Here is a 24,017-nt window from a genome sequence, read left to right as displayed (position 1 = left end):
GATTCAGACCAGTTCGGTGGGGGCGATGCCCAATTCTTTCAGCAAAGGCTCGGCGTAGTCGATACGTCCCGTCATGGTCTTCGGGTCGCCCTTGGCCAACTGGTAGACTGCCTCGGCGATGAACTCGATCGGCTGGACCCGGTCCCGGGTCTGCTCGTTGATCAGGCCATGCACCGCCACACCGGGAGTGTCGACCAGGCCGGGCGAGACCACGTTCACCGCGATACCGTCGTCATAGACTTCCGACGCCAGGCCGGTGGTGAGCCGCTCCAGCGCCGCCTTGCACATGCCATAGACCGTGCCGCCGCCACGCCGTGTGTAAGGCTGTTTCGGATGGATTCCGGCGCCGGACGAGATGTTGACGATCCAGCCTGCCTTGCGCTCCCGCATCGAGGGCAGGACCAGTTGGGCCAGGTGCATCGGCGCCCAGACCTGGACCTCCATCATCAGGTCGAAGCGCTTCTTGGGGAACGTCTCGACGGGGATGAAGAAGGTGACCGCCGCGTCGTTCACCAGGATGTCGATCGGGCCGTAGGCGGCCGTCGCCGCCGCCACCAGCCGCACGCGGTCGGCTTCGTCGGACAGGTCGGCCTTAATCGCCGTGGCCTCGCCACCCGCGGCGCGGATGCGGTCCACCGTGGCGTGCAACGTGCCGGGCAGCTTGCTCTCGCCCGCCTCCGCCGTCCGGGCCGAGACCACCACCCTGGCGCCCTCCATGGCCAGCCGCACGGCGATGGCTTCGCCGATGCCACGGCTGGCGCCGGTGACCAGCGCCGTCCTGCCCTTCAGGGTTCCGTTGGGATTCACACCCGCCATCGCCGACCTCCCGTACCGTACTTTCTGCTTGCCGGTACGGTCGCGCGGCGGGGGCCGGCGCGCAAGCGCCTGCGTCTAGTCCTGTTTGCGGACGGTGAGCCGGCCAACGGTCAGTTCGTCGATCTCGAGCTTACGGATCCGCAATCGGCCGACCGACATGCGCCGCACCACGAGGCGCCCGATGGCGATGGCGCCCACGGCGAGCGCGCCCAACGCCATCGCGCCCGCGGCCGTGGCGAACAAGGCGGTAGCCCCGGCGGCGCTGACGCCGACGGCCGTGGCGCCGACGGCCGTGGCGCCCGTGCGTTGGGTTGGGAGGGTATTGTCGCTCATGCCGGGGCTCCGGTTGGCCGAAGCCCGATCCATCGCGCCGCGCGGCGGTGGGCGCAAGGGCTACTCCTGCCGCTTGCGCTTGCCGCGGGCCACCTCCGTCGCCAGCGCTTCCAGCTTGGGCGTCCAGAACATCCGGAAGCGGTCGAGCCAGGCGTCGACTTCGCGCATCGGGCCGGCGTCCACCGAATAGATGCGGCGCGGGCCGTCGATCCGGACGCTGGCGAAGCCCGCGTCCCGCAGAACCTTCAGGTGCTGGGACACCGCAGGCTGGCTGATCCCGAATTCGGCCTGGACGACTGCGGTCATGTCGCCGGACGAGTGCTCGCCCTCGGCCAGCAACTCCAGCAGCCGGCGGCGGACGGGATCGCCCAGGACATCGAACGCGTGCATCAGCCGCCGGTGTAGAACTTGGCGGTCGCGCCCGCCATCCGCCGCGCGGTCTCCGGATGCTCGCCCGAGGCGATATGGGCCCCCGCCCAGGCTTCAGCGGACGCCCGCATGAACGCCTTGGCTTCATCCGAAGCCATCCAGGCTGGGTCTGTCTCGGTGAGCCTGTCGCCGCCGGACACGAGATGCAGGCCAAGGCCGAGGAAGCTCAGGTCCCAGCCGACGCCGACCGCGCCCGGTCCGAACTTCCGCCAGTGCTCGCCGTCGAGGTCCGCGGCCGGGAAGACATGCTCCAGCGTCAGCCGCGTGCCCTGGCCCTCGGGCGCCAGCCGCAGGGTGACCCAGCTCGTCGCGCCGGCGAACTCCCAGGTGAGGTCCAGCGCCCGGCCCGGCTCGCAGCGCAGGATCGTCCCGCCGGCGTTGCCCTGCACCTGGTAGCGGCCGCCCAGCCTCAGGTCGCCGGTCACGGCTGAGAACCACCGCGGGATGCGCTCGGCGTTGGTCAGCGCGTCCCACAGATCGTCGGGGTCGGTGTCATAGACGCGGGCGGCCACTACGGCCTTGGCGGCCTTGCCCTCCCACTCCCGGTCGGCGACTTCGCGGAACTCGGCTCCTATAGCGTTCGACAGCATGCAGGGTCCTCCGTCTCGAGGACCTCATATCACCTCATACTTATATAAGTCGAATCTAAATCAAGCCGCCTTCTGAAGCTCCAGCTTCACCCGCTCGGCCAGGGTCTTGATGTCGATCGGCTTGGGCAGGAACGAGACGTTCTTCTCGCCCTCCAGCAGGTCCGAGAACTCGCTCTCCGCGTAGCCCGAGATGAACATCACCGGCGCGCTGCCCAGATACTGCCTGGCCTGCTTCAGCAGGTCGGGCCCCTGCATGCCGGGCATGACCACGTCGGAGATCATGAGGTCGATCTCGCCGGCGTGGCTCTGGGCATATTCCAGGGCCTCCTCGCCGCTGGCCGCCTCGATCACCTCGTAACCCCGGGCGCGCAGCAGCTTGGCCGCCACGCCACGGACGGCGTCCTCGTCCTCCACGAACAGGATGCGGCCGGCGCCGGACAGGTCGCGGGCCGCCGGGCGCTTCGGCGCGGCGGGCTCGGCCACAGGCTCGGCGCCCGGCGCCGCGACCGGGGCGATGTGGACCGGCAGGAAGATGCGGAACGCCGCACCCTCGCCCGGCTTCGACGCCACCGCGATCCAGCCGTCGGACTGCTTGACGATGCCGTAGACGGTCGCGAGGCCAAGGCCCGTGCCCTCGCCCACCGGCTTGGTGGTGAAGAACGGGTCGAAGATCTTGTCCATCACGTCGGCCGCAATGCCGGGGCCGTCGTCGCTGACCTCGATCAGGGCTTGGTCGCCGGCGGCGGTGGGATAGCCCAGCGAGCGGGCCTCCTCCTGGGTCACGCGGGCCGTGCGGATACGGATCACCCCGCCGCCGTGGCTGCGGATGGCGTCGCGGGCGTTGACCACCAGGTTCATCACCGCGGTGTCGAGCTGGCCGCGGTCGGCGCGCACGTGCGGCAGGTTGCGGCCGTAGTCGGTGACCAGCTTCACGTCCTCGTACAGCAGCCGGCGCAGCAGGACCTCGGACTCCGAGACCATCTCGCCCACGTCCAGGATCTCGCGCTGGACGGTCTGCTTGCGCGAGAACGCCAGGAGCTTGCGGACGAGGTCGGCGGCCCGCATCGACGTCTGCTTGATCTCGTTCAGGCCCTCGTACGAGGGATCGCCCACGGGGTGGCGCGAGGCCAGCACGTCCAGCTGCATCAGGATGGCGGTCAGCAGGTTGTTGAAGTCGTGCGCCACGCCGCCGGCGAGCTGGCCGATGGCCTGCATCTTCTGGCTCTGCGAGAGCTGCAGTTCGACCTGCTTCTGGTCGGAGACGTCCACGAGGTAGGCCACCCAGCGGCCCGGGCTCTGCGACAGGTAGAGGTGGGCGATCCGGCTGGGATCGTGGGCCAGGCGCACCTCCAGCGGCGCGTGGCCGTCCCGGGCCTCCGCCAGCCGCAGGGCCGCGTCCAGGCGGCTGGTGGGCTCGATCAGGTCGCCGAACACCTGCCCGGCCTCGCCGCCCTTGGCCACGGCGGCGAGCGCCGGATTGGCCTCGATGATGCGGGCCTCGAACGGATCCTCCCCCTCCAGCAGCGCCGCGCCGAACGGCGAGGCGGCGGCGAAGGCGTCGAGCACCTTGGGCGGCGGGGCCTTGGCGCCGGCGACGGCGTTCAGCACGTCCATCGCCGACGACGGCAGGGCCAGCGGGCCGGATCCACGTCCCGTGAGGCGCACCAGGAAGCGGCGCGGGCCGATGGGCGAGACCAGCGCCTCGCGCTCCTGGCCGCCCGACTTGACCGTAGCGCGGCCCAGGTCTCCGCGGCGGGCCGCGGCCAGGGCGGCGAACAGGCTGGAGGCGGCGGCTCCGCTCTTGGGCAGGCGCGCGGCCGTGCCCATCGCCCCGCGCCAGGCGGCGTTGGTGGTGAGCAGCCGCCCATCGGGCGCCGCCACGGCGGAAGGCTCGTCCAGGGCCGCCAGGAAAGCGTCGGCGCCGGCCTCGGTTTCGGCGGGCGCCTCGGGCGGACCGCGCAGCACGAAGAGCCCCAGGCAGCAGACGCCGGCCAGCCCCACCAGCAGCATGGTGCCGGCCAGGGTCTCCAGCCCCGCGTTCAGCGCCGGCGCGACGGCGAAGGCGGCGGCGAGCAGGAAGAAGAACACCGCCAGCCCTGTGAAGGGGTCCACCTTGCGGGTCTTGGACGGCGGCTCAGCCATGGCGAGCGTCGGCCCCTGCGGCGAATCGTTGGTCTGCATTGTGTCACAACGGTTTAGGGCGTGAGGGAGCAAAGTCGGCAAGCCGTCTCTACCGGTGTGCGGCGCGGCGGCGGCCGGCGCCCAGGATGAATCCGATGATCTTCGCCACGGCTTCGAAGTGGGCCGGCGGGATCATCTCCTCGATGTCGACGGCGGCGTAGAGCGCCCGGGCCAGCGGCGGATCCTCGATCACCGGCACCCCGGCTTCCTCGGCGATCGCGCGGATCCTCAGCGCGACCGCGTCCATGCCCTTGGCCACACACATGGGCGCGGCGTTCTCGCCCTGCTCGTACTTCAGGGCGACGGCGTAGTGGGTCGGGTTCATGACCACCACCGTGGCCTCCGGCACGGCCTGCATCATGCGGCGGCGCGCCTTCTCCATGCGGATCTGGCGTTGGCGCGCCTTGATGTGCGGATCGCCTTCGCTGTTCTTGTAGTCTTCCTTCACCTCTTCCTTGGTCATCCGCATGCGGATGTGGAAGCGGTGGCGCTGCCAGAACCAGTCGGCGGCGGCGACCACAAGGCTCAAGCCCACCACCGAATAGACCAGCCGCTTCAGGATCTCGACGGAGAAGGGCAGGATCGCGCCCACGTCCAGCGCCGACAGCGAGGGGAACTGGGGCACGTAGGGCTTGAGCACCCACCAGACCAGGAGGGCGATCACCGACACCTTCACCAGGGATTTCACGAACTGCACCAGCCCGTCGGGCCCGAACATCCGCTCCAGGCCCTTCTTGGGGGAGAGCTTGGAGAAGTCGGGCTTCAGCTTCTCGGGATTGAGGCTCAGCCCGGTCTGCATCACGCTCGCCGCCGAGCCGGCGAACGCGGCGCTCAGCATGACGATCAGCAGCGCCGGCGCGCTGGCCATCAAGGTGTAGCGAAGGACCGTCATCCCGCCATGCCCCTCCAGCGAGATGGTGTCGGGGTGGGCGAAGAAGGGCAGCAGCTTGTGGGCCAGGTCGCGCGCCATCCATCCGCCCAGCATGATCAGCACCGAGCAGACCGCCGCCAGCACCGCGAACGGGCCCAGGTCCATGGTCTTGACGACATCGCCCTTCTCCGCCGCCTTCGCGAGCTTCTGGGGTGTCGCCTCTTCTGTTTTTGACTCGCGTTCGGGCGCGTCGCTCATGTCGGCACGAAGTTGCCGAGCAACTCCCGGAAGTGATCCAGCCAGACGATGCCGATCGTCCCAAGGCTGAGGGCGAAGATCGACAGGCCCAGCACGATCGCCAGCGGGCTGGCCACGAAGAACACCTGGAACTGCGGCATCACCCGGCCGACCAGGCCGGTGGCGACGTTGAAGATGAGCGAGAAGACCACCACCGGCGCCGCCAGTTGAAGCCCGAGCGCGAACGAGCGGCTCACCGTCTGCACGGCGAGCTGGCCGGCGTCGGCGACCGGCACGTCGCGGGTGAAGGGGAAGAGGTCGAAGGAGTTGACGATCGCGCCCAGGAACAGGTGGTGCAGGTTGGTGGCGAAGATCAGGACTAGGCCCATCGTCCCGAGGAGCGAACCCAGCGTCGTCGAGGGCGTCGCCTGCATGGGGTTGGCGGTCTGGGCGAAGGACAGTGTCGTCGCCATCGAGACGATCTCTCCGGCCGCCGCCAGCGAGGACATGAAGAGGCGCAGGATGCCGCCGACCAGCATGCCGATCAGCAGCTCGCGGATGATCTCGCCCGCCAGGCCGGTCGCCGTGCCGGGCAGCGCGGGCGCGCGGCCCTCGAACAGCGGGAACAGCATCAGCGAGAGGGCGAGCGCGAAGGACAGGCGCACGCGTGGCGGGATGAAGGTCTCCCCGAAGCCGGGCAGCAGCATGACGATCGCGGCCACCCGTGTGAACACGAGGCCGGCGGCGAAGACCTGCTGGGCTGTGGCGTAGGACTCCACGGCGCCGGGGCTCCTACATGCCCGCGATGCGGGCCGCGATGTTGCGCATGAACTCGCTCATCAGCGCGCCCATCATCGGCAGGAAGACGAGCAGCGAGATGAAGATGGCGACGATCTTGGGCGCGTAGACCAGGGTCTGTTCCTGGATCTGGGTCAGGGCCTGGAACAGGCCGATGCTCACGCCGACCACCAGGCCCACGAGCAGGACCGGGGCGCAGATCTGAATGGTGAGCCAGATGGCGTCACGCCCGACGTCCAGAACCTCGGCGCCGCTCATGGAAGACCTCATGAAAAAGCTGGTCCGGCGGAACCTCCCACCGACGCCCCAATCTGCCCCGGCATGGTTAACAAAGGGCTAGGAGCCATTAACGAATGAACCCCCGGCGCAGGCCGCCGGGGGTTCGGGTCGTCGCGGTCCTGAGGCTTGGGGTCAGGCCAGCGCGGTCCGGCGGCGGCGGAGCGTGGCGCCGAGGCCGAAGAAGCCCAGGATCATCATGGCCCAGGTGGCCGGCTCCGGCACGGCGACCACGGACACGCCCATGGCGGCGGCGGCGGAAGCGCCTTCGTTCGCCACCATCACGACGTCGCTCGCGCCAGCGGCCTTCAACTGGTCGGCGATGCCGCCGTCGCCCAGGCCGTAGTAGTAGGTGAAGGAACGCGTCTGGCCCGCGGCCATCGTGCCGAGGTTCAACCGGAACCCAGCGCCATAGTTGAAGGGATCGCTGGTGCAGCAGGGGAAGAACCAATCCTGCGACACGCGCTGCTCCTCGAAGCCGACCGTCGTGGTCTGGATGCCGGTGCTGAACGGGTTGGTCGCATACTCCACGTTCTCGTCGATGTGGAACTCGGCGAGGCGCTGGAAGATGGCGTCGATCGCGTCGCCGGACGTGTTCGTCAGGTCGACCTTGATCGCCAGGACATCGTCGCCGACGAAGCTGAACGATTGGACGACCTTGAAGCTGTCGGTGAGCACGGTCGTCACGGCGCTGTTGGCCGTCGAGCTGGACTCGCCGGGGACGGCGGCTACGCCGAAGCTGGATCCGCTGACATCATCCGCATAGGCGTCGGCGTCCGGGCCATTGGCGCTGTTCACGCCCCAGGAATCTCGCGGCGCATTCTGGTAGAGCACCTCGGCCCCACCGTTACGCTTCAGGCCGACCTCGGCGCCGCTCACGTCGTTCGACAGCAGCTGGCCGTACTCGTTGACGCCCACGCTGATCGTGCCGTTGGTGATCACCACGGCGCCCGCCGCGCCGCCCATGGCGACCGACGCCAGCACCGCGGCCGCGGCGCCGGCCGCCAAACTCTTGAACTTCATCACATTCCCCCAACGGCGGGCGCTGGCCCGCATAAACACTTTCTTTACCCTACAACGGGGTCGTGACCGTTCGACAACAGGGTTCAACCCTCAGGCGTGTATGCCGCAGCCGGCGCCTCAATTCGCGGCGATGGCGCGCTCCAGCGCCCTGGCCGCCTCGCCTGGGGTCGCCTTGCCGGCGTCGCGATCGACGCTGTAGTTGGCCGCGCGCATGGCCTCGACGGGGATCGCGCCCACCAGCGGGCGCAGCGCCTCGACCAGCCGGGGGTCGGCGGCCGCCTTGGGCGAGACCAGGACCACTGCGTCGTAGGGCGGGATCGCCCCTTTCGGGTCGGTGAGCACCACGAGCTTGTCGGCGGCGATGCGCCCGTCGGAGGAGAAGGCGCTGATGACGTCGGCGTCGCCGGCGGCCAGCGCGCGGTACATGAAGGTGGGCTGGTAGGCGCGTTCCGACCGGAAGGTGAGGCCATAGGCGGCGTCGACCGCCTCCCATTCCGGCCGCGAGAGGAATTCGAGATCGGAGCCCAGTTTGAGGCGCGGCGCCTCGCGCGCCAGGTCGGCAAGGCTGGCGACGCCCAGCGCGGCCGCGCGGTCGGGCCGCATGACGAAGGCGTAGGCGTTCTCGAACCCCAGCGAACCCAGCACCAGCACCCCGTCGCGGCGCTTCAGCTCGGCGGTGAGCTGGTCCAGGACCGCCTTGCGCCCGGGATTGTCGGTGCGGCCCAGGACGTTGGTCCACAGCGTGCCGGAATAGTCCACGTAGACGTCGATCTCGCCGGCGGCCAGCGCGCGGTAGGCGACCGCCGAGCCCAGGTCTTCCTTGCGGGAGACCCTGGCGCCCGCCCGCTCCAGGCGCGAGGCCATGAGTTCCGCCAGGATGTACTGCTCGGAGAAGTTCTTGGCGCCCACCGTGTAGGCGGCGTGCTGTCCGAACGTCGCCAGGGGCGCGAGGGCCGCGCCTGCGCCGATGACGATGCCCGCGAGGCCGGCGATCACCAGGCCGCGCCGGCGCGTGCGGGCGCCGGTCTCCACGAGGCCCAGCAGCTGGTCGGCGGCGAGCGCCAGGACGGCCGAGGCCGCGCAGCCGAACAGCACGAACACCCAGTTCTCGGTCTGCAGGCCCGCGAAGATGTAGTTGCCCAGGCTGGTCTGGCCGACGGGTGTGGACAGGGTCGCCGCGCCGATGGTCCAGACGGCGGCAGTGCGGACGCCCGCCATGATCACCGGGGCGGCCAGGGGCAGCTCGACCTGGGTCAGCTTCTGACGCGAGGTCATGCCGACGCCGTCGGCGGCCTCCGATATGGCCGGATCGACGCCGGTGATCCCGGCCACGCCGTTCCGCAGGATCGGCAGGATGGAGTACAGCGTCAGCGCCAGCAGGGAGGGCAGGAAGCCCAGGGCCGAGAAGCCCCTTCCCGTCATCGCGGCGCTCAGCGCCGAAAGGGCCAGGAGCAGCGGATAGAACAGGGCCAGCAGCGCCAGGCTCGGGATGGTCTGGATCAGGCTGGCCAGCGCCAGCACCGGCCAGCGCAGGCGCGGGCTGCGCGAGGCGGCCACCGCCAGCGGCAGGCTGATCGTCAGGCCGAGCGCCAGGGCGCTGAGGCTGAGTAGCACGTGCCAACCCAGGTATTCGGGAAGCAGCTCGAAGGCCGCGTGCAGGCGCGGGTTCATGCGCCCAGCCTCTGGCGCAGGCGCTCGGCCTGCCGCTTCGGGGCTTCCAGCAGCGCGCGGACGTCAGGGTCCCGGGACTGGGCCAGCAGGTCGGCGGGCGCGCCGTCGGCGAGGATGCGGCCGGCCTTCAGCACCACGATCCGGTCGGCCAGCAGCACCGCCTCGGCCATGTCATGGGTGACCATGACCGTGGTCAGGCCCAGCCGCTCGTGCAGGGCGCGGTAGTCGGCGCCCAGCGCGTCGCGGGTCACGGGGTCCAGGGCGCCGAACGGCTCGTCCATCAGCATCAGCCGCGGCTCGGCCGCCAGCGCCCGGGCGACGCCGACCCGCTGGCGCTGCCCGCCCGACAGCGCCGCGGGCGGGCGATCTCCCACTTCGCGCGGCAGGGCCACGAGTTCCAGGAGGTCGGAAACGCGGGCGGCGATCCTGGGCTTGTCCCAGCCGAGCAGGCGCGGCGTCACTCCGATGTTCTCTGCCACGGTGAGGTGGGGGAAGAGGCCCACCTCCTGAAAGACGTAGCCGATGCGGCGGCGCAGCAGGTGGGGCGCGGACGCTGAGACATCCTCGCCCGCCACCGCGACTTCGCCCGCGTCCGGCCGAATCAACCGGTTGATGGTCTTGAGCAGGGTCGTCTTGCCCGAACCGGAACCGCCGACCAGGGCCACGAACTGGCCCTCGCCCACCGAGAGGCCGATGCCGTCAAGGGCCGCCTGGTCGCCGTAGCGCTTCGACACTCCGGTCAATTCGATGAAGGCCGCCATGGCCGAGGCGTAGCATCTCGTTCCGGCTTGGGGGAGCCGGCAGGCGGCGCTAGACGTTACCGGCGTAGCTGAACCGGAGTTCCTCCATGCCCCCTCGCCTCCTCGCAACCGCCGCCGCCCTCGCGCTCTGCGCCTCGTCCGCGACCGCCCAGTCGCCCCAGACCACCGCGGATTTGAAGAACGGGACCGGCCAGGTCATCGGCAAGGCGACCCTGGTCGAAGCGCCCAAGGGCGTGTTGCTGAAGGTGGAGGTCAAGGGCTTGGCGCCGGGCTGGCACGGGCTGCACTTCCACGAGAAGGCCGACTGCTCGAAGGCCGACTTCACCTCGGCGGGCGGCCACACCCATGGGGGCGGCGACCGGGTGCATGGCCTTCTGAACCCCAAGGCCAACGAGACCGGCGACCTGCCGAACCTCTATGTGGCGGCGGACGGCACGGGCGCGACCGAGGTGTTCTCGTCGCTCACCACGCTCGCGGCGCTGAAGGATGCGGACGGTTCGGCGGTGCTGATCCACGCCGGGGCCGACGACCACCAGACCCAGCCGATCGGCGGCGCGGGCGCTCGGGTGGCGTGCGCGGAAGTCAAATGAGCGCGTAAGCGCTCAGATCGGCATCCGCATGATTTCCTGATAGGCCGAGATCACCTGGTCGCGGACGGCCATCACGGTCTCCAGGCTGGCCTCGGCGGCCGAGATGGCGGTGACCACGTCGACCAGTTCGGTCTTGCCCGCGACCTGGGCGGCCATCTGGTGCTCGGCGGTCTTCGAGGCGTGGACCGCGTCGGACATCGCCGACTTCAGGATGTCGGCGAAGCCCCCGCCCGGCGCGGCGCCCTGGGTTCCCGAGGTTCCCATGGCGTCGCCGACGCCCATCCCCTTCTGGGTGGCGGCGTAGGCCTTGGCGGCGGCGAGCGGAGTCATCATCGGTCAGCCCCTATCTCTTCAGGAGATCCAGCGTGCGCATTTCCATGCTGCGCGCGGTCTCGATGACGTTGAGGTTGGCTTCGTAGGCGCGCTGGGCCTCGCGCATGTCCATGGCCTCGACGAGGCTGTTCACATTGGGCAGCTTCACGTAGCCCTTGGCGTTGGCCGACGGATGACCCGGATCGTATTCCTCGCGGAAGGCGGTCTGGTCGGGCTCGATCTTGCTCATCCGCACCCCCTTGGCGCCGGCCACCTTGGTAGGCTCGAACACCGGCGCCTGGCGGCGGTAGGGGTCGCCGCCGGGAGTCTTGGACGTGGAGTCGGCGTTCGCCAGGTTCTCGGCGATGATCCTCATGCGCGCCTGCTGGGCGCGTAGCGCCGAGGCCGCGACGGCCTGGGCGACTCCGGAAACGGGTTTGATCTCGGGCATCTAGCTGGTCCTAGCCGCCGGGCCGGCGGGCGGCCATGCGCAGGAGGCCCATGGATTTCTGGTAGAAGCTAATGGCGGCGTCGTAGTTCATGCGCGCCTCGGTCATCTTGATCATCTCGTCCTCGAGGACCACGGCGTTGCCGTTGAGGGTCATCTCGGAGTCGGGGGACTTCTGGGTCTTGAACTGGGAGCCTAGGCCCCGGCGTTCGTTCTTGGGCGCCATGTGGCCGGCCTGGGTCGCGGCCATCATCGAGGCGCCTCCCGTCTGGGCCATCTTCTGGGCCTGCACCTTGGCGTCGAAGCTGAAGGGCTTCAGGTCGTTGGGCACGAACTTCGCGGTGTCGGCATTGGCCACGTTCTCGGCGATCACCTTCTGGCGTTCGCTGAGGTAGCCCAAGCGACCCTTGAGCATCGAGAAGAGCGGAATCTGGGCCAGGTCCATGAAGGCCTATCCTTAATCAACACGGTTAATTCGCGCTTAAGGGACTCAGCGGCGAATGGCGTCGGTATCCGCCCGCAGAAGCGCCCCCGATGGACATCGCCTCATTCCTCAGAGCCGTCTTCGCGCTCGCCCTGACCCTGGGGCTGATCGGTCTCGCCGCCGTGGCCCTGCGCAAGTACGGGCCCGACTACATCGCGCGGCTCTCGGCGCAGAAGAAGGATCGCCGGCTGAGGGTGGTGGAGAGCCTGGTGCTCGACCCCGCGCGGCGCCTGCTGATCGTGGACTGCGACGGCCGCGAGCAACTCATCCTGCTGGGCGAAGGCCAGGTCCTGGCCGAGCTGCCGCCCCGGGAGGCCAAGTGATGCTGGGTCTCTGGAAGGCGCTGCGCACCCTGCCCGCCGAGGACTGGCGCCGCGCGGCGATCCTGGCGGCGATGACCACCGTCGTGGCGATGATGTTCCCCGCCGCCGCCATCGCCCAGACCCTGAACGTCAACCTGGGGACGGGCGCGGGGCTCACCGAGCGGGTGGTCCAGCTCGTTGGGCTGCTGACGGTGCTGTCGCTGGCGCCGTCAATCGTGATCATGACCACGTCCTTCGTCCGGATCGTGGTGGTGCTGACGCTGCTGCGCACGGCGCTGGGCCTGCAGCAGGCGCCGCCCAACCCGGTGATCATCTCGCTGGCCCTGTTCCTGACCGCCATCATCATGGGCCCCACCTTCGAGCGATCCTACAACGAAGGGGTCAAGCCCCTGCTCGAACAGCAGATGGAGCTGCCGGCGGCCTTCGACGCCGCGGGCGCCCCGGTGAAGCAGTTCATGCTGACCCAGGTGGACCGCGAGGACCTGGCGCTCTTCATCCGGCTGTCGAAGATCCCGCGGCCCACGAACCTCCAGGAGACACCCCTGCGGGTGGTGACGCCGGCCTTCATGATCTCGGAGCTCAAGCGGGCGTTCGAGATCGGCTTCCTGCTGTTCATCCCCTTCCTGGTCATCGACCTGGTGGTGGCCAGCGTGCTGATGAGCATGGGCATGATGATGCTGCCGCCCGTGGTCGTCAGCCTGCCGTTCAAGCTGATCTTCTTCGTCCTGGTGGACGGTTGGCGGCTGGTCTGCGGCTCCCTCGTCGAGAGCTTCCAGCGGGGCGCGGGCGGGGGCTAGCCGCCGGGCGTCCAGCCGCTGGCGGCCAGAATCCCCGCCGGGTCCTTCAGCGCGATCAGCTCGGCCAGGGCCTTCCTCTTGTCCTTGGCCCGGTCGTAGTAGGCCCGGGCGATCGTCCAGCCCTGCCAGTAGCCCAGGTCGCCAGGCGCTTCGGCCGTGCCGATCCCGTTGTAGAGCCAGGCCGACAGGTCGGTCTTGTCCGCGTCGCGCAGGAAGGCCTCGCCCAGCGCCTTCTCGCGGCCCTTGGTCCAGGCGACGAGGTGGTGATTAAGGATCCGGCCCGTACTGAGCTGCGCCACCAGTTCCGCGGTCCCCTCGATCAGCGACGCCTCGAGAACAGTGGGCTTGGGGAAGTTTTCCTCGTGCTGCTGCACATGGCCATACTCGTGGGCGATCACATGGACGAAGCGGTCGGCGACCGTCTCATCGGGACGCATGGTGGCGCAGATGACTTCCAGCCCGATCAGCGCACCGCTCGGGCCCGCGGTGCCGCCCGAGCTGTTGCGGCCGATCAGGACGGTGATCGGCGGGAACTTTGCCTCCGGGTATAGCTGCGCGAGCCTGTGGAACGCCGGCTTCAGGCGTTGGCGCACCTCCGGCAAGGCCGTGGCGCAACTGCGGGCGTGGTCGTAGACCTCGGGCTTCTCACCGATCCGTTTGGCCAGCCGCTCCGCGGAAAGGATGCGCTCCGGAATGAACTCGCGCACGCCGGGCGAGCCGGCGTCCAGATAGTCCCGCTGCAAGACCTCGGCGGTGGGGCGGCGATCCGCCGCCTCGTAGACACGATAGAACAGGTCGACGTCCGACGTGCGGATATCGGGCTCTCCCTTGCCGGCGGCCAGGGCGGGGGCGGAAGCGAGCGCGGCGAGCACCACGAGGATCGCGAGTCGGGACATGCGAGACGATGTACGGCGAAAGCCGGGCCGCGCAATCCGCGCAGGCGTCAGCCCTTGGCATCGGGTGTTGCCGGCCCCGCCTGCGCCTGCTTGGCCGGGGCGACAGGCTTGCCCACCGGCGGCGGACGGGTCTTGAAGCGGCCCTTCATCTTGTCGACCCAGCCGGCGAAGGCCTCGTTGTCGGCGGAGACACGCCCGAAGTCGGCGACGCTGAGCCGGCCCGTGGGCACACCGGACAGCGCGATGCGCAGGGCGTCGGGGTTGTTGGCCTTCTCGTAGAAGCCCTGGTAGCGCTGCTGCAGCCGAGCAAGCGAACCCTCGTCCCCCGCCAGGCTGTAGGCGACGCCGGCGCGCAGCAGGCGGCCTTCCTCTTCGCTGGAGAGCTGGGTCGGGGTCTTCCAGCGGTCGCCGAGGGACTTCTCGAACAGCGGGCCGGCCGCCGCCCAGTTCTTCTGCTTCCAGGTGATCTCGCCGCGCAGCTCGCCGGCGTCCCTGGACGCGTCGTTCCCCAGAATCTCCAGGGCGCTGTCGTACTTGCCGACGCCCGTCCAGGCGCGGGCCTCGATCAGCCGGCGCTCGGCGGCGAGCGCGGTGGGCAGCACGGTGGTGCGCGAGCCGTTGATCGCCTCCAGCGCCTGCTCGGGCTTGCGGTCCATCAGATAGATGACCGCCAGGTCGGTGGACACCTGGGCGCGCGGCACGCCGTCGAGGCGGTTCTCGGCCTGGTACTTCAGCAGGTCCGCGGCCTGCGGCAGCAGGTCGACGTCGACCAGGCGCCGCACGATCTTGCGCACCATCAGGTCGCCGTCGGCGCCGATCGGGGCCAGCTCCTTGAAGTCGAAGAACAGGGCCAGCGCCTGCAGCGGCTCCAGCCCGTCGGCGAGGCCGTCGAGGAACAGCCCGCGGAAGGCGGCGTTCAGGTCCGCCTGGAGCTGCTGGGCTTCCGGCAGCGACGGCAGGCGCACGCCGGCCGACCGCAGCGCCTCCAGCGCCTCGCGGTAGCGGCCCTGGGCGAGGTAGAGCTGGCCCAGCGCGCGGATGGTCTCGAGCTCGGTGGCGTCGCCGCGCCAGCGGTAGCGCAGCCCGTCGAAGACCCCGGCCGCCTGGACGGGGGTGATCTGGTTGAGCTGCAGCCGGATCTGCGTCGCGCGCAGGGTGGCCGGCGCCGAGATGGAGTCGATCGGCGCGGTGGCGATGGCCTTGTAGATCCTGAGCGCGCGGTCCTGGAGGCCCTGCAGCTCGACGATCCGCGCCTGGACCAGGCGGGTCCGGAGCTGTTCCTCGGACGAGACCTTCTCCTCCAGCGCCATGCGGACCCGGGCCTCGGCGCCGACCAGGTCGCCCTGGGCCAGGGCCGCCTGGGCGTCGGCGCGCGCGAAGCGCGACTTCCACAGCGGCGACATCAGCCCGTAGGCCTCGGCGCCCTTCACGAACTGGGCCCGCGCCTCGGGATACTGCGCGATCTGGGTGTTGACGTAGGCGCGCCACAGGGCGGTCGAGGGATCGTCGGCCAGCGACGGCGACGAGAAGTCGGCGTCGGCCTCGGCGTAGCGGCGGGCCAGGGTGCGGGCCACGCCGCGCAGGGCGCGGAACTCGGGATCGTCGAGCATCTCCCGATGCTCGCGGGCCAGGCTGTTGAGGACGCCGATGGCCTCGAAGCTGAGTTCGGAGCCCACCAGGAAGCGGGCCAGGCCCATGCGCGCGGCGACCGGCGCCTCGCGGTCCTTGTTGCCGCCCTCGCTCGCGGCGGCCGCCAGCAGAGTCTCGTAGCGGCGCAGGAAGCCGCTCGAACCCACCTCGGCCCACGCGGTCGGGATGATGGCCGGCATGATCGCCGGCTGCGGCGCGCCCAGCTGGGCTTCCTCGCGGTCGCGGGTGGCCCAGACCGGCGACAGGGTCAGGCCCGCCGCGCGGCTGATGCGGACGAGCTCGCCATCGCGCTCGACGGTGACGTTGTCGGCCAGGCGTTCCACGGCCAGGCCCTGGATCGAGGGCAGCAGCACGGCGTCGACGAAGTCGCGGCGGCTGGGGACGCCCTTGGGCGGGCCCAGGGCGGTGACGACGGTCAGGGTGTCGCCCACCACGGGGTCGGGCAGGTTGATGACCCGGGTGGCGCCGGCCACCGGGGCCTTGAGCGCCGCCGGGCCGCCGCCGGCGTCGCGGGCGACGCGCACGATGGTCGGCTGAGATTGCGGGCCCGGACCCAGCGAGATGGTCCACGAAGCGCCCTGCGAAGCCACGAAGACCGGGGCGTCGGGATCGATGTCGATGCGCAGGGCGGCGTGGTCGGCGCCCTTGAACGTCCGGATGCCGCGCAGCGGCCGCACGTTCTTCGGCGCGCTGGAGACGTCGAGCGTGGCCGGGGCGTCGAACACCAGCCAGACCGCGTCGCCCCGGCGGAAGACCGCGGCGCCGGCGGGATTGGCCCAGTCGAAGGTCAGCTGCGTCTGGCCGTTCGCCACCTTGGACGCCATCTTCACGACGCCGCCGGCCGGCAGCGGATTGGGCCGGGGGGGCTCGGGCTCGGCCACCGCCACCTCGGCGGCGGGCTGGGCGACCGGGGCGGGCTTCTCGAAGAAGTTCGCGAAGACGGCGCCATCGGCCTGGCCGATCATGGCGTCGGCGTTTTCGGCCAGGGTAATGACGATCTGCGGCTTGCCGGCGACCGGCAGCCGGACGGCGCTCTTCACCCACTTCGGCGGCGAGGTGAGCAGGCGGCCGATATCGGCGTCGCCGTCGCGCTCGACGGTCAGGACGATCGTCTGGCCCTCGCGACGCAGCGCGCCGCCGCGGCCCACTTCGATGCGGGAAAAGGTCTCCGCGGTCGCCACGCGCACGTCCGTGCCGCCGCGCTGGGCGACGGCCTGGACCGCGGGAGCGGCGATGCCCGCGGGGGCGGCGACGCTGGCGATGCAGGCCGCGGCGACCCCGGAGCGGAGGACCCTCTTCAGCGCCATCGGCTATCCGGCGGGCGGCGCTGTGGCGGCGGCGGGCGGCGGCGCGGCCGCGGGAACGGCGGCCGGTGGCGCGGCGGCGGGCTTGGCGGCGGCGGTCTGGGCGGCGGGAGCCTTCTTGCGAGGCGGCGCTTTCCGGGGCGCGGCGGCCTGCTTCTTGGGCGCGGCCGCGGTCGGGTCCGGGGTCGGCGCGGCGGAGGTCTGCTCGGCCACGGTGTTCGCCTTGGACGCGGCGTCCTTGGCCTCGGAGTAACGGCGGGCCAGGGACTCGGTCAGCTTCTTGGCGTCGGCGGCCGACATCTGGGCGATGATCGCCGAGAGCGAGCGCTCCTTCATCTTGGCGGCGATCGGGATGCGGACGTTGTCGTCCAGCGCGGCCAGGCGCGGCGCGGCGTCCTTGGCCTTCATCCCTTCGAACACCTTCACCAGGCGGTCGATCTCGGCGGCTTCCTTGGCGTTGGACTGGTTGAGCAGGCCGTTGACCTCGGCCTTGAGGCCGTTCAGCGCCCTGATCTTGGCGTCCACCTTCGCCTCGGCCGCGGCCATCAGGGCGAGCTGGGTGTTCATGTCGTTTTCGCGCGCGTCCAGCTGGCCGCGGCGGGCCCCCAGGCTCTGCAGCACCTGCAGCTCGGCGGGCGACAGGCCCGCCTGCTTGGCGAGCTCGGCGGCGGTGGGCGCGCAGACGGCCTTGGGCGCGATGGTGGGCGCGGGCAGCGCGGCGGCGGTGTCGGCCGCGGCGCCGGTGGCGGCCTGGGCGTCCTTGCCGGCTTCCGACTTGTCGGCCTTGGCGGGCTTCTCAGCCTTGCCGCCCTTGGTGGTCTCCTCGGCGAACGCCTGGGCGCCCGACAGCAGGCTGGGCAGGTCGCGCGCGCCGGAGAGCGCGTTCACCGCCAGGACGCCGCCGATGGCGACGCCGACCAGCGGGAGGATGCGGGGCATGGATTTCAACGGCGGGCTCCCCCAAAGCGATCTTGAACGCCGCGGTCGAACGCGGAGGGCGCGTCCTCGAACAGGTCCTCATCCAGCGCCGAGACGATGCGGCGGCCCGGCAGCGGGGCGCGGCCGACCAGGGGCTCGGGGGCGGGCGCGGGTTGCTCGTCGGCGATCATGCCCTCGGCCTGCAGGCGCGAGCGGGCCATGGCCAGCAGCTTGCCCAGGCGGTCTTCGGTGGCCGTCTCCCGGGCGGCGGGGACCACGGACGGCATCGGCCGCGGCGCGCGATCGGCGGCCATGCCGCGCGGCAGCTCCGGGGCGGCGCCGACCAGCTTCTCCAGCTTGACGGCCAGGGCGCGGCCCTTCTCGATCCGGTCGGACAGCATGTCCGTGGCTTCGTCGGTGGCGGCGCGCAGGTCGGCCAGGCCCTGTTCGGCGCGGACCGCCGCCAGGTTCAGGTCGCGCACCGCGACCTCGAAGCCGGCGTGGCTGTCCTTGAGCGCCTTCAGGCGGCGGTTCAGGCGGATGCCCACGACCATGGCGGCGACCAGAAGGCCGGCCAGCAGCAGGTTCATCCCGATGGCGATCAGGCTCATGATATCCTCTGCACGGCTTGCCGGGCGGCGGGGGAAAGCGGGGCTTCCACGCGCACGGCGATGTGGGTGTTGCGGCGGCCCATGCGGCCGCGCGTGAGGGGGATCGTGCCGGCGCGCAGCTCGATCAGGCTGTCGGGGCCGGCGTTCAGCATGATGGTGTCGCCGACCTTGAGGTCCAGCACCCGCTTCAGGCTGATCTGCTGTTCGTCCAGGACGGCGCGGACCTCCATCTGGGTGGTCCAGAGCTCGGTGGCCAGGTGGCTTTCCCAGATGTTGTCGCGGCCGAACTTCTCACCCATGAACTGCTGCAGCAGCATCTTCCGGATGGGCTCGAGCGTGGCGTAGGGCAGCAGCAGTTCGATCCGGCCGCCGCGGTCTTCCATGTCGATGCGCAGCTTCACCAGGATCGCGGCGTTGGCCGGCCGGGCGATGGCGGCGAAGCGCGGATTGGTCTCCAGGCGGTCGAGGGTGAAGTGGACGGGCGTCAGCGGCTCGAACGCCTCCCGGGCGTCGGCCAGGACCACCTCGACCATCCGCTGCACCAGCACGCGCTCGATGGTGGTGTAGGGCCGGCCCTCGATGCGCATGGCCGCGGTGCCGCGGCGGCCGCCCAGCAGCACGTCCACGATCGAATAGATCAGGTTCGAGTCGACCGTCAGCAGGCCGTAGTTGTTCAATTCTTCGGCGCGGAACACCGAGAGGATGGCCGGCAGCGGGATCGAGTTCAGGTAGTCGCCGAAGCGGATCGACGAGATGTTGTCGAGGCTGACCTCGACGTTGTCCGACGTGAAGTTCCGCAAGGAGGTGGTCATCAACCGCACCAGGCGGTCGAAGACGATCTCCAGCATCGGCAGGCGCTCGTACGAGACCAGCGCCGAGTTGATGATCGCCCGGATGCCCGTGCGCTCGGAGATCTCGTCGTCGGAGAGGTCGAAGCCCAGCAGGCTGTCGATCTCGTCCTGGTTCAGGATCCGCTCGGCCGAGTTCGCCTCGGCTGCGGCCGCGGCGGCCCAGTCGGTCTCGCCGGTGGGCATTTCCGTCTCGGAGGTGTTTTCGGTTTCGTCGGCCATGGCTTTGGGATGCAACTGCGCGAACGCTAGTTGATCAGCATCTCCTCGATCAGGACGGCGTTGGCCTTGCCCGGCGCGATCACCAGGTTCACGCGGCGCAGGATCTCCATGCGCAGCTGGTACGAGCCCTGGCTGCCCGACAGGTCCTCGGGGCGCAGCTCGCGCAGGAAGGTCTGGAACATGTCCTGGAGCCTGGGCATGTTGGGGTCGAGTTCCTCGACCATGGTCTCGTCCGGCAGTTCCAGGGTGAGCTTCAGCTTGAGGAAGGTCGGGCGGCCGTCGGCGGTCTGCATGTTCACGACCACGTCGGGCAGGGTGTAGAAGACGACGCCGTCAGGCCCCTCGCGGACCACGGCCGCGCCCTTCTCGCCTTCCTTGCCTTCCTTCTTCTCTTCCTTCTTCTTGTCTTTCTTCTTGTCCTTGGCGTGGTCGCCGCCCTTCTCGGCGGCGGCGTCCGGCGCGGGCTTGAGGAAGATGAAGGCCGCCGTGCCGCCGCCGCCCAGCACCACGAGGGCGCCGACGCCGGCGATGATCAGCATCTTCAGCGGCAGCTTCTTCTTGGCGGGGGCTTCGCCCTCCACGCCTTCGGCGCCTTCGGGGGCCTCGGCCTCCTTGGCTTCCTTCGGCTTTTTTTCCTTCTTCGCCACGCGCCCGGTTCCTCAGAGAAGACGGTCTTGGAATATCAGCGTCACGAGGAATGGCGGTCTTTGGTTAAGAAGCGGTTTTTAACGCTTATTAACGGGCCCAATTCCTGCCCGGCATTTTCCGCCGCTCGGCCGTCGTTAACTTTCTTATTTGTTGATTTTGCTGGCCTTTTGAACTGGCCCGAAGCTTGCAGACCTGGGAGGCGATAAAGTCGCACTCCAAGGTCGCCTGCTAATGGACAACGCAATCTACGTCGGGGTCTCCCGCCAGATGGTTCTCCGTCGCGAGATGGACATCATCGCCAACAACATCGCGAACCTCGACACCAACGGCTTCAAGGTGGAGTCGTTGATGCAGAAGACCGACCCCGGCGCCCCGGCGGTCACCCTGGGCGGTCCGCGCCCGGTGAAGTTCGTCGCCGCCGACATGGTGGCCCGCGACTTCGGCCAGGGCGCGATGAACAAGACCGGCGCCCCGCTGGACATGGCCATCGAGGGCGAGGGCTTCTTCCAGATCCAGACTGCGAACGGCCCCCGCTTCACCCGCGACGGGCGCTTCACCACCGACCAGACCGGCCGGGTCGTCACCCAGAGCGGCCAGCCCGTGCTGGACGACGGCGGCGGCGAGATCCTCATCGACGCCGAGAAGGGCCAGGTCTCGATCGGCGCCGACGGCACGATGAGCCAGGGGAACGAGCGGGTCGGCAAGATCGGCATGTACGCCTTCGCCAACCAGAGCGCCCTCGAGAAGGCCGGCGACAACACCTTCCGCAACAGCTCCAACCTTCAGCCCCAGGCGGCCACGACCGCCAAGCTGCGCCAGGGGTACCTGGAGACCTCCAACGTCAAACCGGTCCTGGAGATCACCCGCATGGTCGAGGTGAGCCGGGCCTACGAATCCACCGCCAAGATGATTGACGCCGAAGCCGACCTGTCGCGCCGCTCCGTCGAGCGCCTGGGCCGGGTTCAGTAAGAGGATAACGACCGATGCAAGCTCTTCGCACCGCCGCGACCGGCATGGCCGCCCAGCAGATGAACGTCGAGGTGATCTCGAACAACATCGCCAACATGAACACCGTGGCGTTCAAGCGCCAGCGGGCCGAGTTCCAGGACCTGCTCTACCAGACCTTCCAGGCGGCCGGGACCCAGTCCTCCGACCAGGGCACCATCGTGCCGACGGGCGTGCAGGTCGGCGGCGGCGTGAAGGCCAGCGCGGTCTACCGCATCGGCACCCAGGGCTCGCTGACCCGCACCGACAACCAGTACGACGTCGCGATCAACGGCCGCGGCTACCTCCAGGTGCTGACCCCCTCCGGCGACAATGCCTACACCCGCGCCGGCAACCTCTCGGTCAACGACCAGGGCCAGCTCGTCACCCAGGACGGCTACCAGATCCAGCCCGCGATCACGGTCCCGGCCGACGCCGTCTCGGTGTCGATCTCCAAGACGGGCCAGGTCGAGGTGATCCAGGCCGGCCAGACCAACCCCAGCGTGGTGGGCGTCCTCGAGCTCGCCACCTTCATGAACGACGGCGGCCTGGAAGCCATCGGCGACAACCTCCTGAAGGAAACCGCCGCCTCGGGCGCGCCCACCACGGGCACGCCGGGCTCGGTCGGCATCGGCACCCTGGTGCAGGGCTACACCGAAGCCTCGAACGTCGACGCCGTGGCCGAGATCACCGCCCTGATCGTGGCCCAGCGAGCCTACGAGATGAACTCCAAGGTCATCTCCACGGCCGACAACATGCTGGCGACGGCCAACCAGGTGAAGGCGTAAGCTCATGAAGGCGCTCGTGTTCCTGGCGGCCCTGGCGGTCGCGACGCCGGCCCTGGCCGCGACGCCCGTGACGCTGAAGGCCGACGCGGTCGACGCCGACGGCGTGGTCACCCTGGGCGACATCTTCGACGGAGCCGGCCCCGCCGGCGTCACGCCGGTGGCGTCGCGGACCGGGAACAGCGTCATGCTGAGCGCCGCGGCCGTGCGCGGCGCGGCGGCGCGAGCCGGCCTCGATTGGGCCAACGCCGAGGGCCTGCGCCAGATCGTGGTGCGCAGCGGCGCGATCGCGAACCCGGCGAATGTCGCCGCCCGCGGCAACGTGGACGTCCTGACCTGGGCCCGCTCGATCGCCGCCGGCGAAATGGTGCAGCCGCAGGATCTCGTCTGGGGCAAGGCGGCGATGGCGCCGGCCGACGCCCCCAACGACCCCGACGCCGTGGTCGGCATGGCCGCCCGCCGGGCCCTGCGCGCAGGCGCCGCGGTCGCCGCCCGCGACGTTTCCGCCCCGATGGTCGTCAAGGCCAACGAGATCGTAACCCTCACCTACGACAACCAAGGCGTCTCGCTCGCGCTCCAGGCCAAGGCCCTTTCCGGCGGCGCGGTCGGCGAGACCATCAACGTGCAGAACGTCACGTCGAAGAAGACCGTCGCGGCCGTGGTCACAGGACCTGGCCAGGCGGCGGTCGGCCCCGGTGCGGAGCAGCTGAAGCTGGGCCGCTCTTCCCGTTACGCGCTCCGTTGAAGGAAGCCCCGATGCGTCTCCGCCTGCTGGCTCTCGTCGCCCTTAGCCCCCTCGCCGCCTGCTCCACGGTCTCCGAGGCCGTGAGGGGTCCGGAACTCGCCCCCGTGGGCTATCCCGCCGCCCTCGCGCCGATCACGCAGCCGATGGTCTCGGTCCGTGAGCCCGCGCCGCAGTCCGCCAGCGCCAACTCGCTCTGGCGCACGGGCGCGCGCGCCTTCTTCAACGACCAGCGCGCCGGCCGCGTCGGCGACATCCTGACGGTGCAGATCGACATCGACGACAGCGCCAAGACCAACAACGCGACATCCAGCTCGCGCACCGCGGGCACGACCATGGGCGTCCCGCACTTCTTCGGCCTCGAGACCAGCCTTGGTAAGATCATGCCGGGCAACTTCGACGCCGCGAGCATGATCGAGACCAACTCCGCGAACAACAACGCCGGGGCCGGCTCGGTGAACCGCCAGGAGAAGATCAACCTGACCATCGCCGCGGTCGTCACCGGGATCCTGCCGAACGGCAACATGGTGATCCAGGGCACCCAGGAGGTCCGCACCAACGCCGAGGTGCGCCAGCTGACGGTCGCCGGCATCGTGCGGCCGGAAGACATTTCCTCGGCCAACACCATCCGCCACACCCAGATCGCCGAAGCCCGCATCAGCTACGGCGGCCGCGGCGACATCAGCCGCGTCCAGAAGACCCCGGCCGGCCAGTCCCTGGTGGAACGCTTCTCGCCGTTCTGATCGTCAGGCCAGACGAACCTGGCGGCGGAGGCTGCTCCCCGCCAGGCCGAAACCCAGGATCATCAGCACCCAGGCGCCGGGCTCGGGAACGCTGCCCGGCGAGCCCGACGGCTGGCCCGGCAGGGCGTCGAACGTCACATTGTCCAGCCCGGCGCCCAGGTAACTCGACGTCAGCGCCGTGCTGGCCAGGAAGGTCAGCCGCATGGACGGGCCGCTCGCCACCACGTCGTAGCTGAACCGCTGCCAGTCCGAGCCCGCCGTGCTGAGGCCGAGCGCGTTGGTGAAGCTGCCGGCCAGGACATCGTCGACCAGCAGGTCCAGGGTCACGTCGCCATAGCTGCCCTGTCCCCCGACGAAGAAGGCGCCGACGTCAAACCCGACGCGGTACGTCGTCCCTGCGACGGTGTCGATCGCGTCCGACTTCACGCCCTTGCCCCGGCCGGTGACGCCGGTGAGCTCCAGGAAATGGGAGCCGTGCGAGGCGACCACGCCCAGCCCGCCGAACGCGGCGCTGTTGGTGTATGCGATCTCGTTGTCGCCGCCAGGCGTGGAGTCCACCACCGTCCAGCCCGGCAGCGCCGTGCTGCCCGCCGTCAGGTAGACGAGACTGGACGTTCCAGGCTGCTCGAAGCTGCCATTCACGAGGGACGCGGCCGAAGCCGACCCCGCGGCAGCGAACGCCAGCAGGAGGGACGCAAGAAACCTCATTTTAGATCTCCCCGGTAC

Annotated in this window: 28 protein-coding genes; 7 read left to right on the top strand and 21 right to left on the bottom strand. The window is 70.0% G+C overall.

Translation table 11 applies throughout. From position 1 onward, the window contains the following. Positions 1 to 3 precede the first annotated feature (3 nt). From EPO51_RS00940 to EPO51_RS00890, 11 genes are all read right to left on the bottom strand, one after another. The gene (locus EPO51_RS00940; protein ID WP_293345016.1) at positions 4 to 816 is read right to left on the bottom strand and encodes an SDR family NAD(P)-dependent oxidoreductase; all 813 of its coding nucleotides are present in this window, start codon (positions 814 to 816) and stop codon (positions 4 to 6) included. A gap of 75 nt (positions 817 to 891) precedes the next feature. Continuing rightward, positions 892 to 1,149 carry a hypothetical protein gene (locus tag EPO51_RS00935; protein WP_293345015.1) on the bottom strand — a complete coding sequence of 86 codons (258 nt, stop codon included), beginning with the start codon at positions 1,147 to 1,149 and terminating at the stop codon, positions 892 to 894. 60 nt (positions 1,150 to 1,209) lie between these two features. Further along, positions 1,210 to 1,539, bottom strand: coding sequence for an ArsR/SmtB family transcription factor (locus tag EPO51_RS00930; RefSeq protein ID WP_293345014.1), 330 nt, complete (start codon positions 1,537 to 1,539; stop codon positions 1,210 to 1,212). After that, positions 1,539 to 2,168 (bottom strand): SRPBCC family protein, encoded by a 630-nt coding sequence (locus EPO51_RS00925; RefSeq protein ID WP_293345013.1) that lies wholly within the window; start codon positions 2,166 to 2,168, stop codon positions 1,539 to 1,541. Before EPO51_RS00925 ends, EPO51_RS00930 begins: the two co-directional genes overlap by 1 nt. A gap of 60 nt (positions 2,169 to 2,228) precedes the next feature. After that, a complete protein-coding gene (gene cckA / locus EPO51_RS00920) occupies positions 2,229 to 4,349 on the bottom strand; it encodes a cell cycle histidine kinase CckA (protein WP_465246583.1) in 2,121 nt (706 codons plus the stop codon). Positions 4,350 to 4,398: 49 nt separating this feature from the next. Continuing rightward, the gene (gene flhB / locus EPO51_RS00915; RefSeq protein ID WP_293345012.1) at positions 4,399 to 5,478 is read right to left on the bottom strand and encodes a flagellar biosynthesis protein FlhB; all 1,080 of its coding nucleotides are present in this window, start codon (positions 5,476 to 5,478) and stop codon (positions 4,399 to 4,401) included. Then, the gene (gene fliR, locus EPO51_RS00910; RefSeq protein ID WP_293345010.1) at positions 5,475 to 6,236 is read right to left on the bottom strand and encodes a flagellar biosynthetic protein FliR; all 762 of its coding nucleotides are present in this window, start codon (positions 6,234 to 6,236) and stop codon (positions 5,475 to 5,477) included. The genes flhB and fliR overlap by 4 nt, the downstream gene beginning before the upstream one ends. A gap of 13 nt (positions 6,237 to 6,249) precedes the next feature. Further along, positions 6,250 to 6,513, bottom strand: coding sequence for a flagellar biosynthesis protein FliQ (gene fliQ / locus EPO51_RS00905; RefSeq protein WP_293345008.1), 264 nt, complete (start codon positions 6,511 to 6,513; stop codon positions 6,250 to 6,252). 153 nt (positions 6,514 to 6,666) lie between these two features. Then, positions 6,667 to 7,554 carry a PEPxxWA-CTERM sorting domain-containing protein gene (locus tag EPO51_RS00900; protein ID WP_293345006.1) on the bottom strand — a complete coding sequence of 296 codons (888 nt, stop codon included), beginning with the start codon at positions 7,552 to 7,554 and terminating at the stop codon, positions 6,667 to 6,669. Between the two features lie 117 nt (positions 7,555 to 7,671). Further along, entirely contained in the window at positions 7,672 to 9,225 is a 1,554-nt protein-coding gene (locus EPO51_RS00895; protein ID WP_293345004.1) for a glycine betaine ABC transporter substrate-binding protein, read from the bottom strand. Then, positions 9,222 to 9,986, bottom strand: coding sequence for an ATP-binding cassette domain-containing protein (locus tag EPO51_RS00890; RefSeq protein ID WP_293345002.1), 765 nt, complete (start codon positions 9,984 to 9,986; stop codon positions 9,222 to 9,224). The genes EPO51_RS00895 and EPO51_RS00890 overlap by 4 nt, the downstream gene beginning before the upstream one ends. Positions 9,987 to 10,072: 86 nt before the next feature. Here EPO51_RS00890 and EPO51_RS00885 point away from each other — a divergent pair, with 86 nt between their 5' ends. After that, on the top strand, positions 10,073 to 10,576 hold the full coding sequence (locus EPO51_RS00885) for a superoxide dismutase family protein (protein ID WP_293345000.1): 504 nt from the start codon (positions 10,073 to 10,075) through the stop codon (positions 10,574 to 10,576). 12 nt (positions 10,577 to 10,588) lie between these two features. Here EPO51_RS00885 and fliE read toward each other — a convergent pair whose 3' ends face one another. The 3 genes from fliE to flgB all read right to left on the bottom strand — a co-directional run bounded on the left by fliE (position 10,589) and on the right by flgB (position 11,781). Continuing rightward, positions 10,589 to 10,858 carry a flagellar hook-basal body complex protein FliE gene (gene fliE, locus EPO51_RS00880; RefSeq protein ID WP_465246585.1) on the bottom strand — a complete coding sequence of 90 codons (270 nt, stop codon included), beginning with the start codon at positions 10,856 to 10,858 and terminating at the stop codon, positions 10,589 to 10,591. Positions 10,859 to 10,919: 61 nt separating this feature from the next. Beyond that, positions 10,920 to 11,339: a flagellar basal body rod protein FlgC gene (gene flgC, locus EPO51_RS00875; RefSeq protein WP_293344996.1), complete on the bottom strand. Its 420-nt coding sequence runs from the start codon at positions 11,337 to 11,339 to the stop codon at positions 10,920 to 10,922. 10 nt (positions 11,340 to 11,349) lie between these two features. After that, positions 11,350 to 11,781, bottom strand: a complete 432-nt coding sequence (gene flgB / locus EPO51_RS00870) for a flagellar basal body rod protein FlgB (RefSeq protein ID WP_293344994.1) — start codon at positions 11,779 to 11,781, stop codon at positions 11,350 to 11,352. Between the two features lie 89 nt (positions 11,782 to 11,870). Here flgB and EPO51_RS00865 point away from each other — a divergent pair, with 89 nt between their 5' ends. Then, on the top strand, positions 11,871 to 12,143 hold the full coding sequence (locus EPO51_RS00865; protein ID WP_293344992.1) for a flagellar biosynthetic protein FliO: 273 nt from the start codon (positions 11,871 to 11,873) through the stop codon (positions 12,141 to 12,143). Beyond that, on the top strand, positions 12,143 to 12,940 hold the full coding sequence (fliP, locus tag EPO51_RS00860; protein ID WP_465246582.1) for a flagellar type III secretion system pore protein FliP: 798 nt from the start codon (positions 12,143 to 12,145) through the stop codon (positions 12,938 to 12,940). Before EPO51_RS00865 ends, fliP begins: the two co-directional genes overlap by 1 nt. On the opposite strand, the gene EPO51_RS00855 is transcribed toward fliP, so the two are convergent. The 6 genes from EPO51_RS00855 to EPO51_RS00830 form a co-directional block, all read right to left on the bottom strand. Beyond that, positions 12,937 to 13,836, bottom strand: coding sequence for a gliding motility protein GldB-related protein (locus tag EPO51_RS00855; protein ID WP_293344988.1), 900 nt, complete (start codon positions 13,834 to 13,836; stop codon positions 12,937 to 12,939). The two genes, fliP and EPO51_RS00855, sit on opposite strands and share 4 nt — an antisense overlap. A gap of 47 nt (positions 13,837 to 13,883) precedes the next feature. Beyond that, positions 13,884 to 16,793: a tetratricopeptide repeat protein gene (locus EPO51_RS00850; RefSeq protein ID WP_293344986.1), complete on the bottom strand. Its 2,910-nt coding sequence runs from the start codon at positions 16,791 to 16,793 to the stop codon at positions 13,884 to 13,886. Between the two features lie 3 nt (positions 16,794 to 16,796). Next, positions 16,797 to 17,729, bottom strand: a complete 933-nt coding sequence (locus EPO51_RS00845) for a MotE family protein (RefSeq protein WP_363199858.1) — start codon at positions 17,727 to 17,729, stop codon at positions 16,797 to 16,799. A 5-nt stretch (positions 17,730 to 17,734) separates the two neighbouring features. Continuing rightward, the gene (locus tag EPO51_RS00840) at positions 17,735 to 18,319 is read right to left on the bottom strand and encodes a DUF6468 domain-containing protein (protein ID WP_293344982.1); all 585 of its coding nucleotides are present in this window, start codon (positions 18,317 to 18,319) and stop codon (positions 17,735 to 17,737) included. Further along, positions 18,316 to 19,353 carry a flagellar motor switch protein FliM gene (gene fliM / locus EPO51_RS00835; protein ID WP_293345501.1) on the bottom strand — a complete coding sequence of 346 codons (1,038 nt, stop codon included), beginning with the start codon at positions 19,351 to 19,353 and terminating at the stop codon, positions 18,316 to 18,318. Before fliM ends, EPO51_RS00840 begins: the two co-directional genes overlap by 4 nt. Before the next feature lie 62 nt (positions 19,354 to 19,415). Beyond that, the gene (locus EPO51_RS00830; protein ID WP_293344980.1) at positions 19,416 to 20,036 is read right to left on the bottom strand and encodes a flagellar basal body-associated FliL family protein; all 621 of its coding nucleotides are present in this window, start codon (positions 20,034 to 20,036) and stop codon (positions 19,416 to 19,418) included. A 232-nt stretch (positions 20,037 to 20,268) separates the two neighbouring features. Here EPO51_RS00830 and flgF point away from each other — a divergent pair, with 232 nt between their 5' ends. From flgF to flgH, 4 genes are read left to right on the top strand one after another with little or no spacing between them, the layout of a single operon-like run. After that, a complete protein-coding gene (gene flgF / locus EPO51_RS00825; protein ID WP_293344978.1) occupies positions 20,269 to 21,006 on the top strand; it encodes a flagellar basal-body rod protein FlgF in 738 nt (245 codons plus the stop codon). Between the two features lie 14 nt (positions 21,007 to 21,020). Continuing rightward, positions 21,021 to 21,809: a flagellar basal-body rod protein FlgG gene (flgG, locus tag EPO51_RS00820; RefSeq protein ID WP_293344976.1), complete on the top strand. Its 789-nt coding sequence runs from the start codon at positions 21,021 to 21,023 to the stop codon at positions 21,807 to 21,809. Positions 21,810 to 21,813: 4 nt separating this feature from the next. Then, the gene (gene flgA, locus EPO51_RS00815; RefSeq protein WP_293344974.1) at positions 21,814 to 22,551 is read left to right on the top strand and encodes a flagellar basal body P-ring formation chaperone FlgA; all 738 of its coding nucleotides are present in this window, start codon (positions 21,814 to 21,816) and stop codon (positions 22,549 to 22,551) included. A gap of 11 nt (positions 22,552 to 22,562) precedes the next feature. Further along, a complete protein-coding gene (flgH, locus tag EPO51_RS00810; protein ID WP_293344972.1) occupies positions 22,563 to 23,291 on the top strand; it encodes a flagellar basal body L-ring protein FlgH in 729 nt (242 codons plus the stop codon). Positions 23,292 to 23,294: 3 nt separating this feature from the next. Here the strand turns inward: flgH and EPO51_RS00805 are convergent, their stop codons facing one another. Beyond that, a complete protein-coding gene (locus EPO51_RS00805; RefSeq protein WP_293344971.1) occupies positions 23,295 to 23,999 on the bottom strand; it encodes a PEPxxWA-CTERM sorting domain-containing protein in 705 nt (234 codons plus the stop codon). Between the last annotated feature and the right edge of the window lie 18 nt (positions 24,000 to 24,017).

Origin of the sequence: Phenylobacterium sp. (assembly GCF_004297125.1) — a bacterium.
Taxonomy (GTDB): domain Bacteria; phylum Pseudomonadota; class Alphaproteobacteria; order Caulobacterales; family Caulobacteraceae; genus Phenylobacterium.
This window is presented reverse-complemented; position numbering and strand designations above follow the sequence as displayed.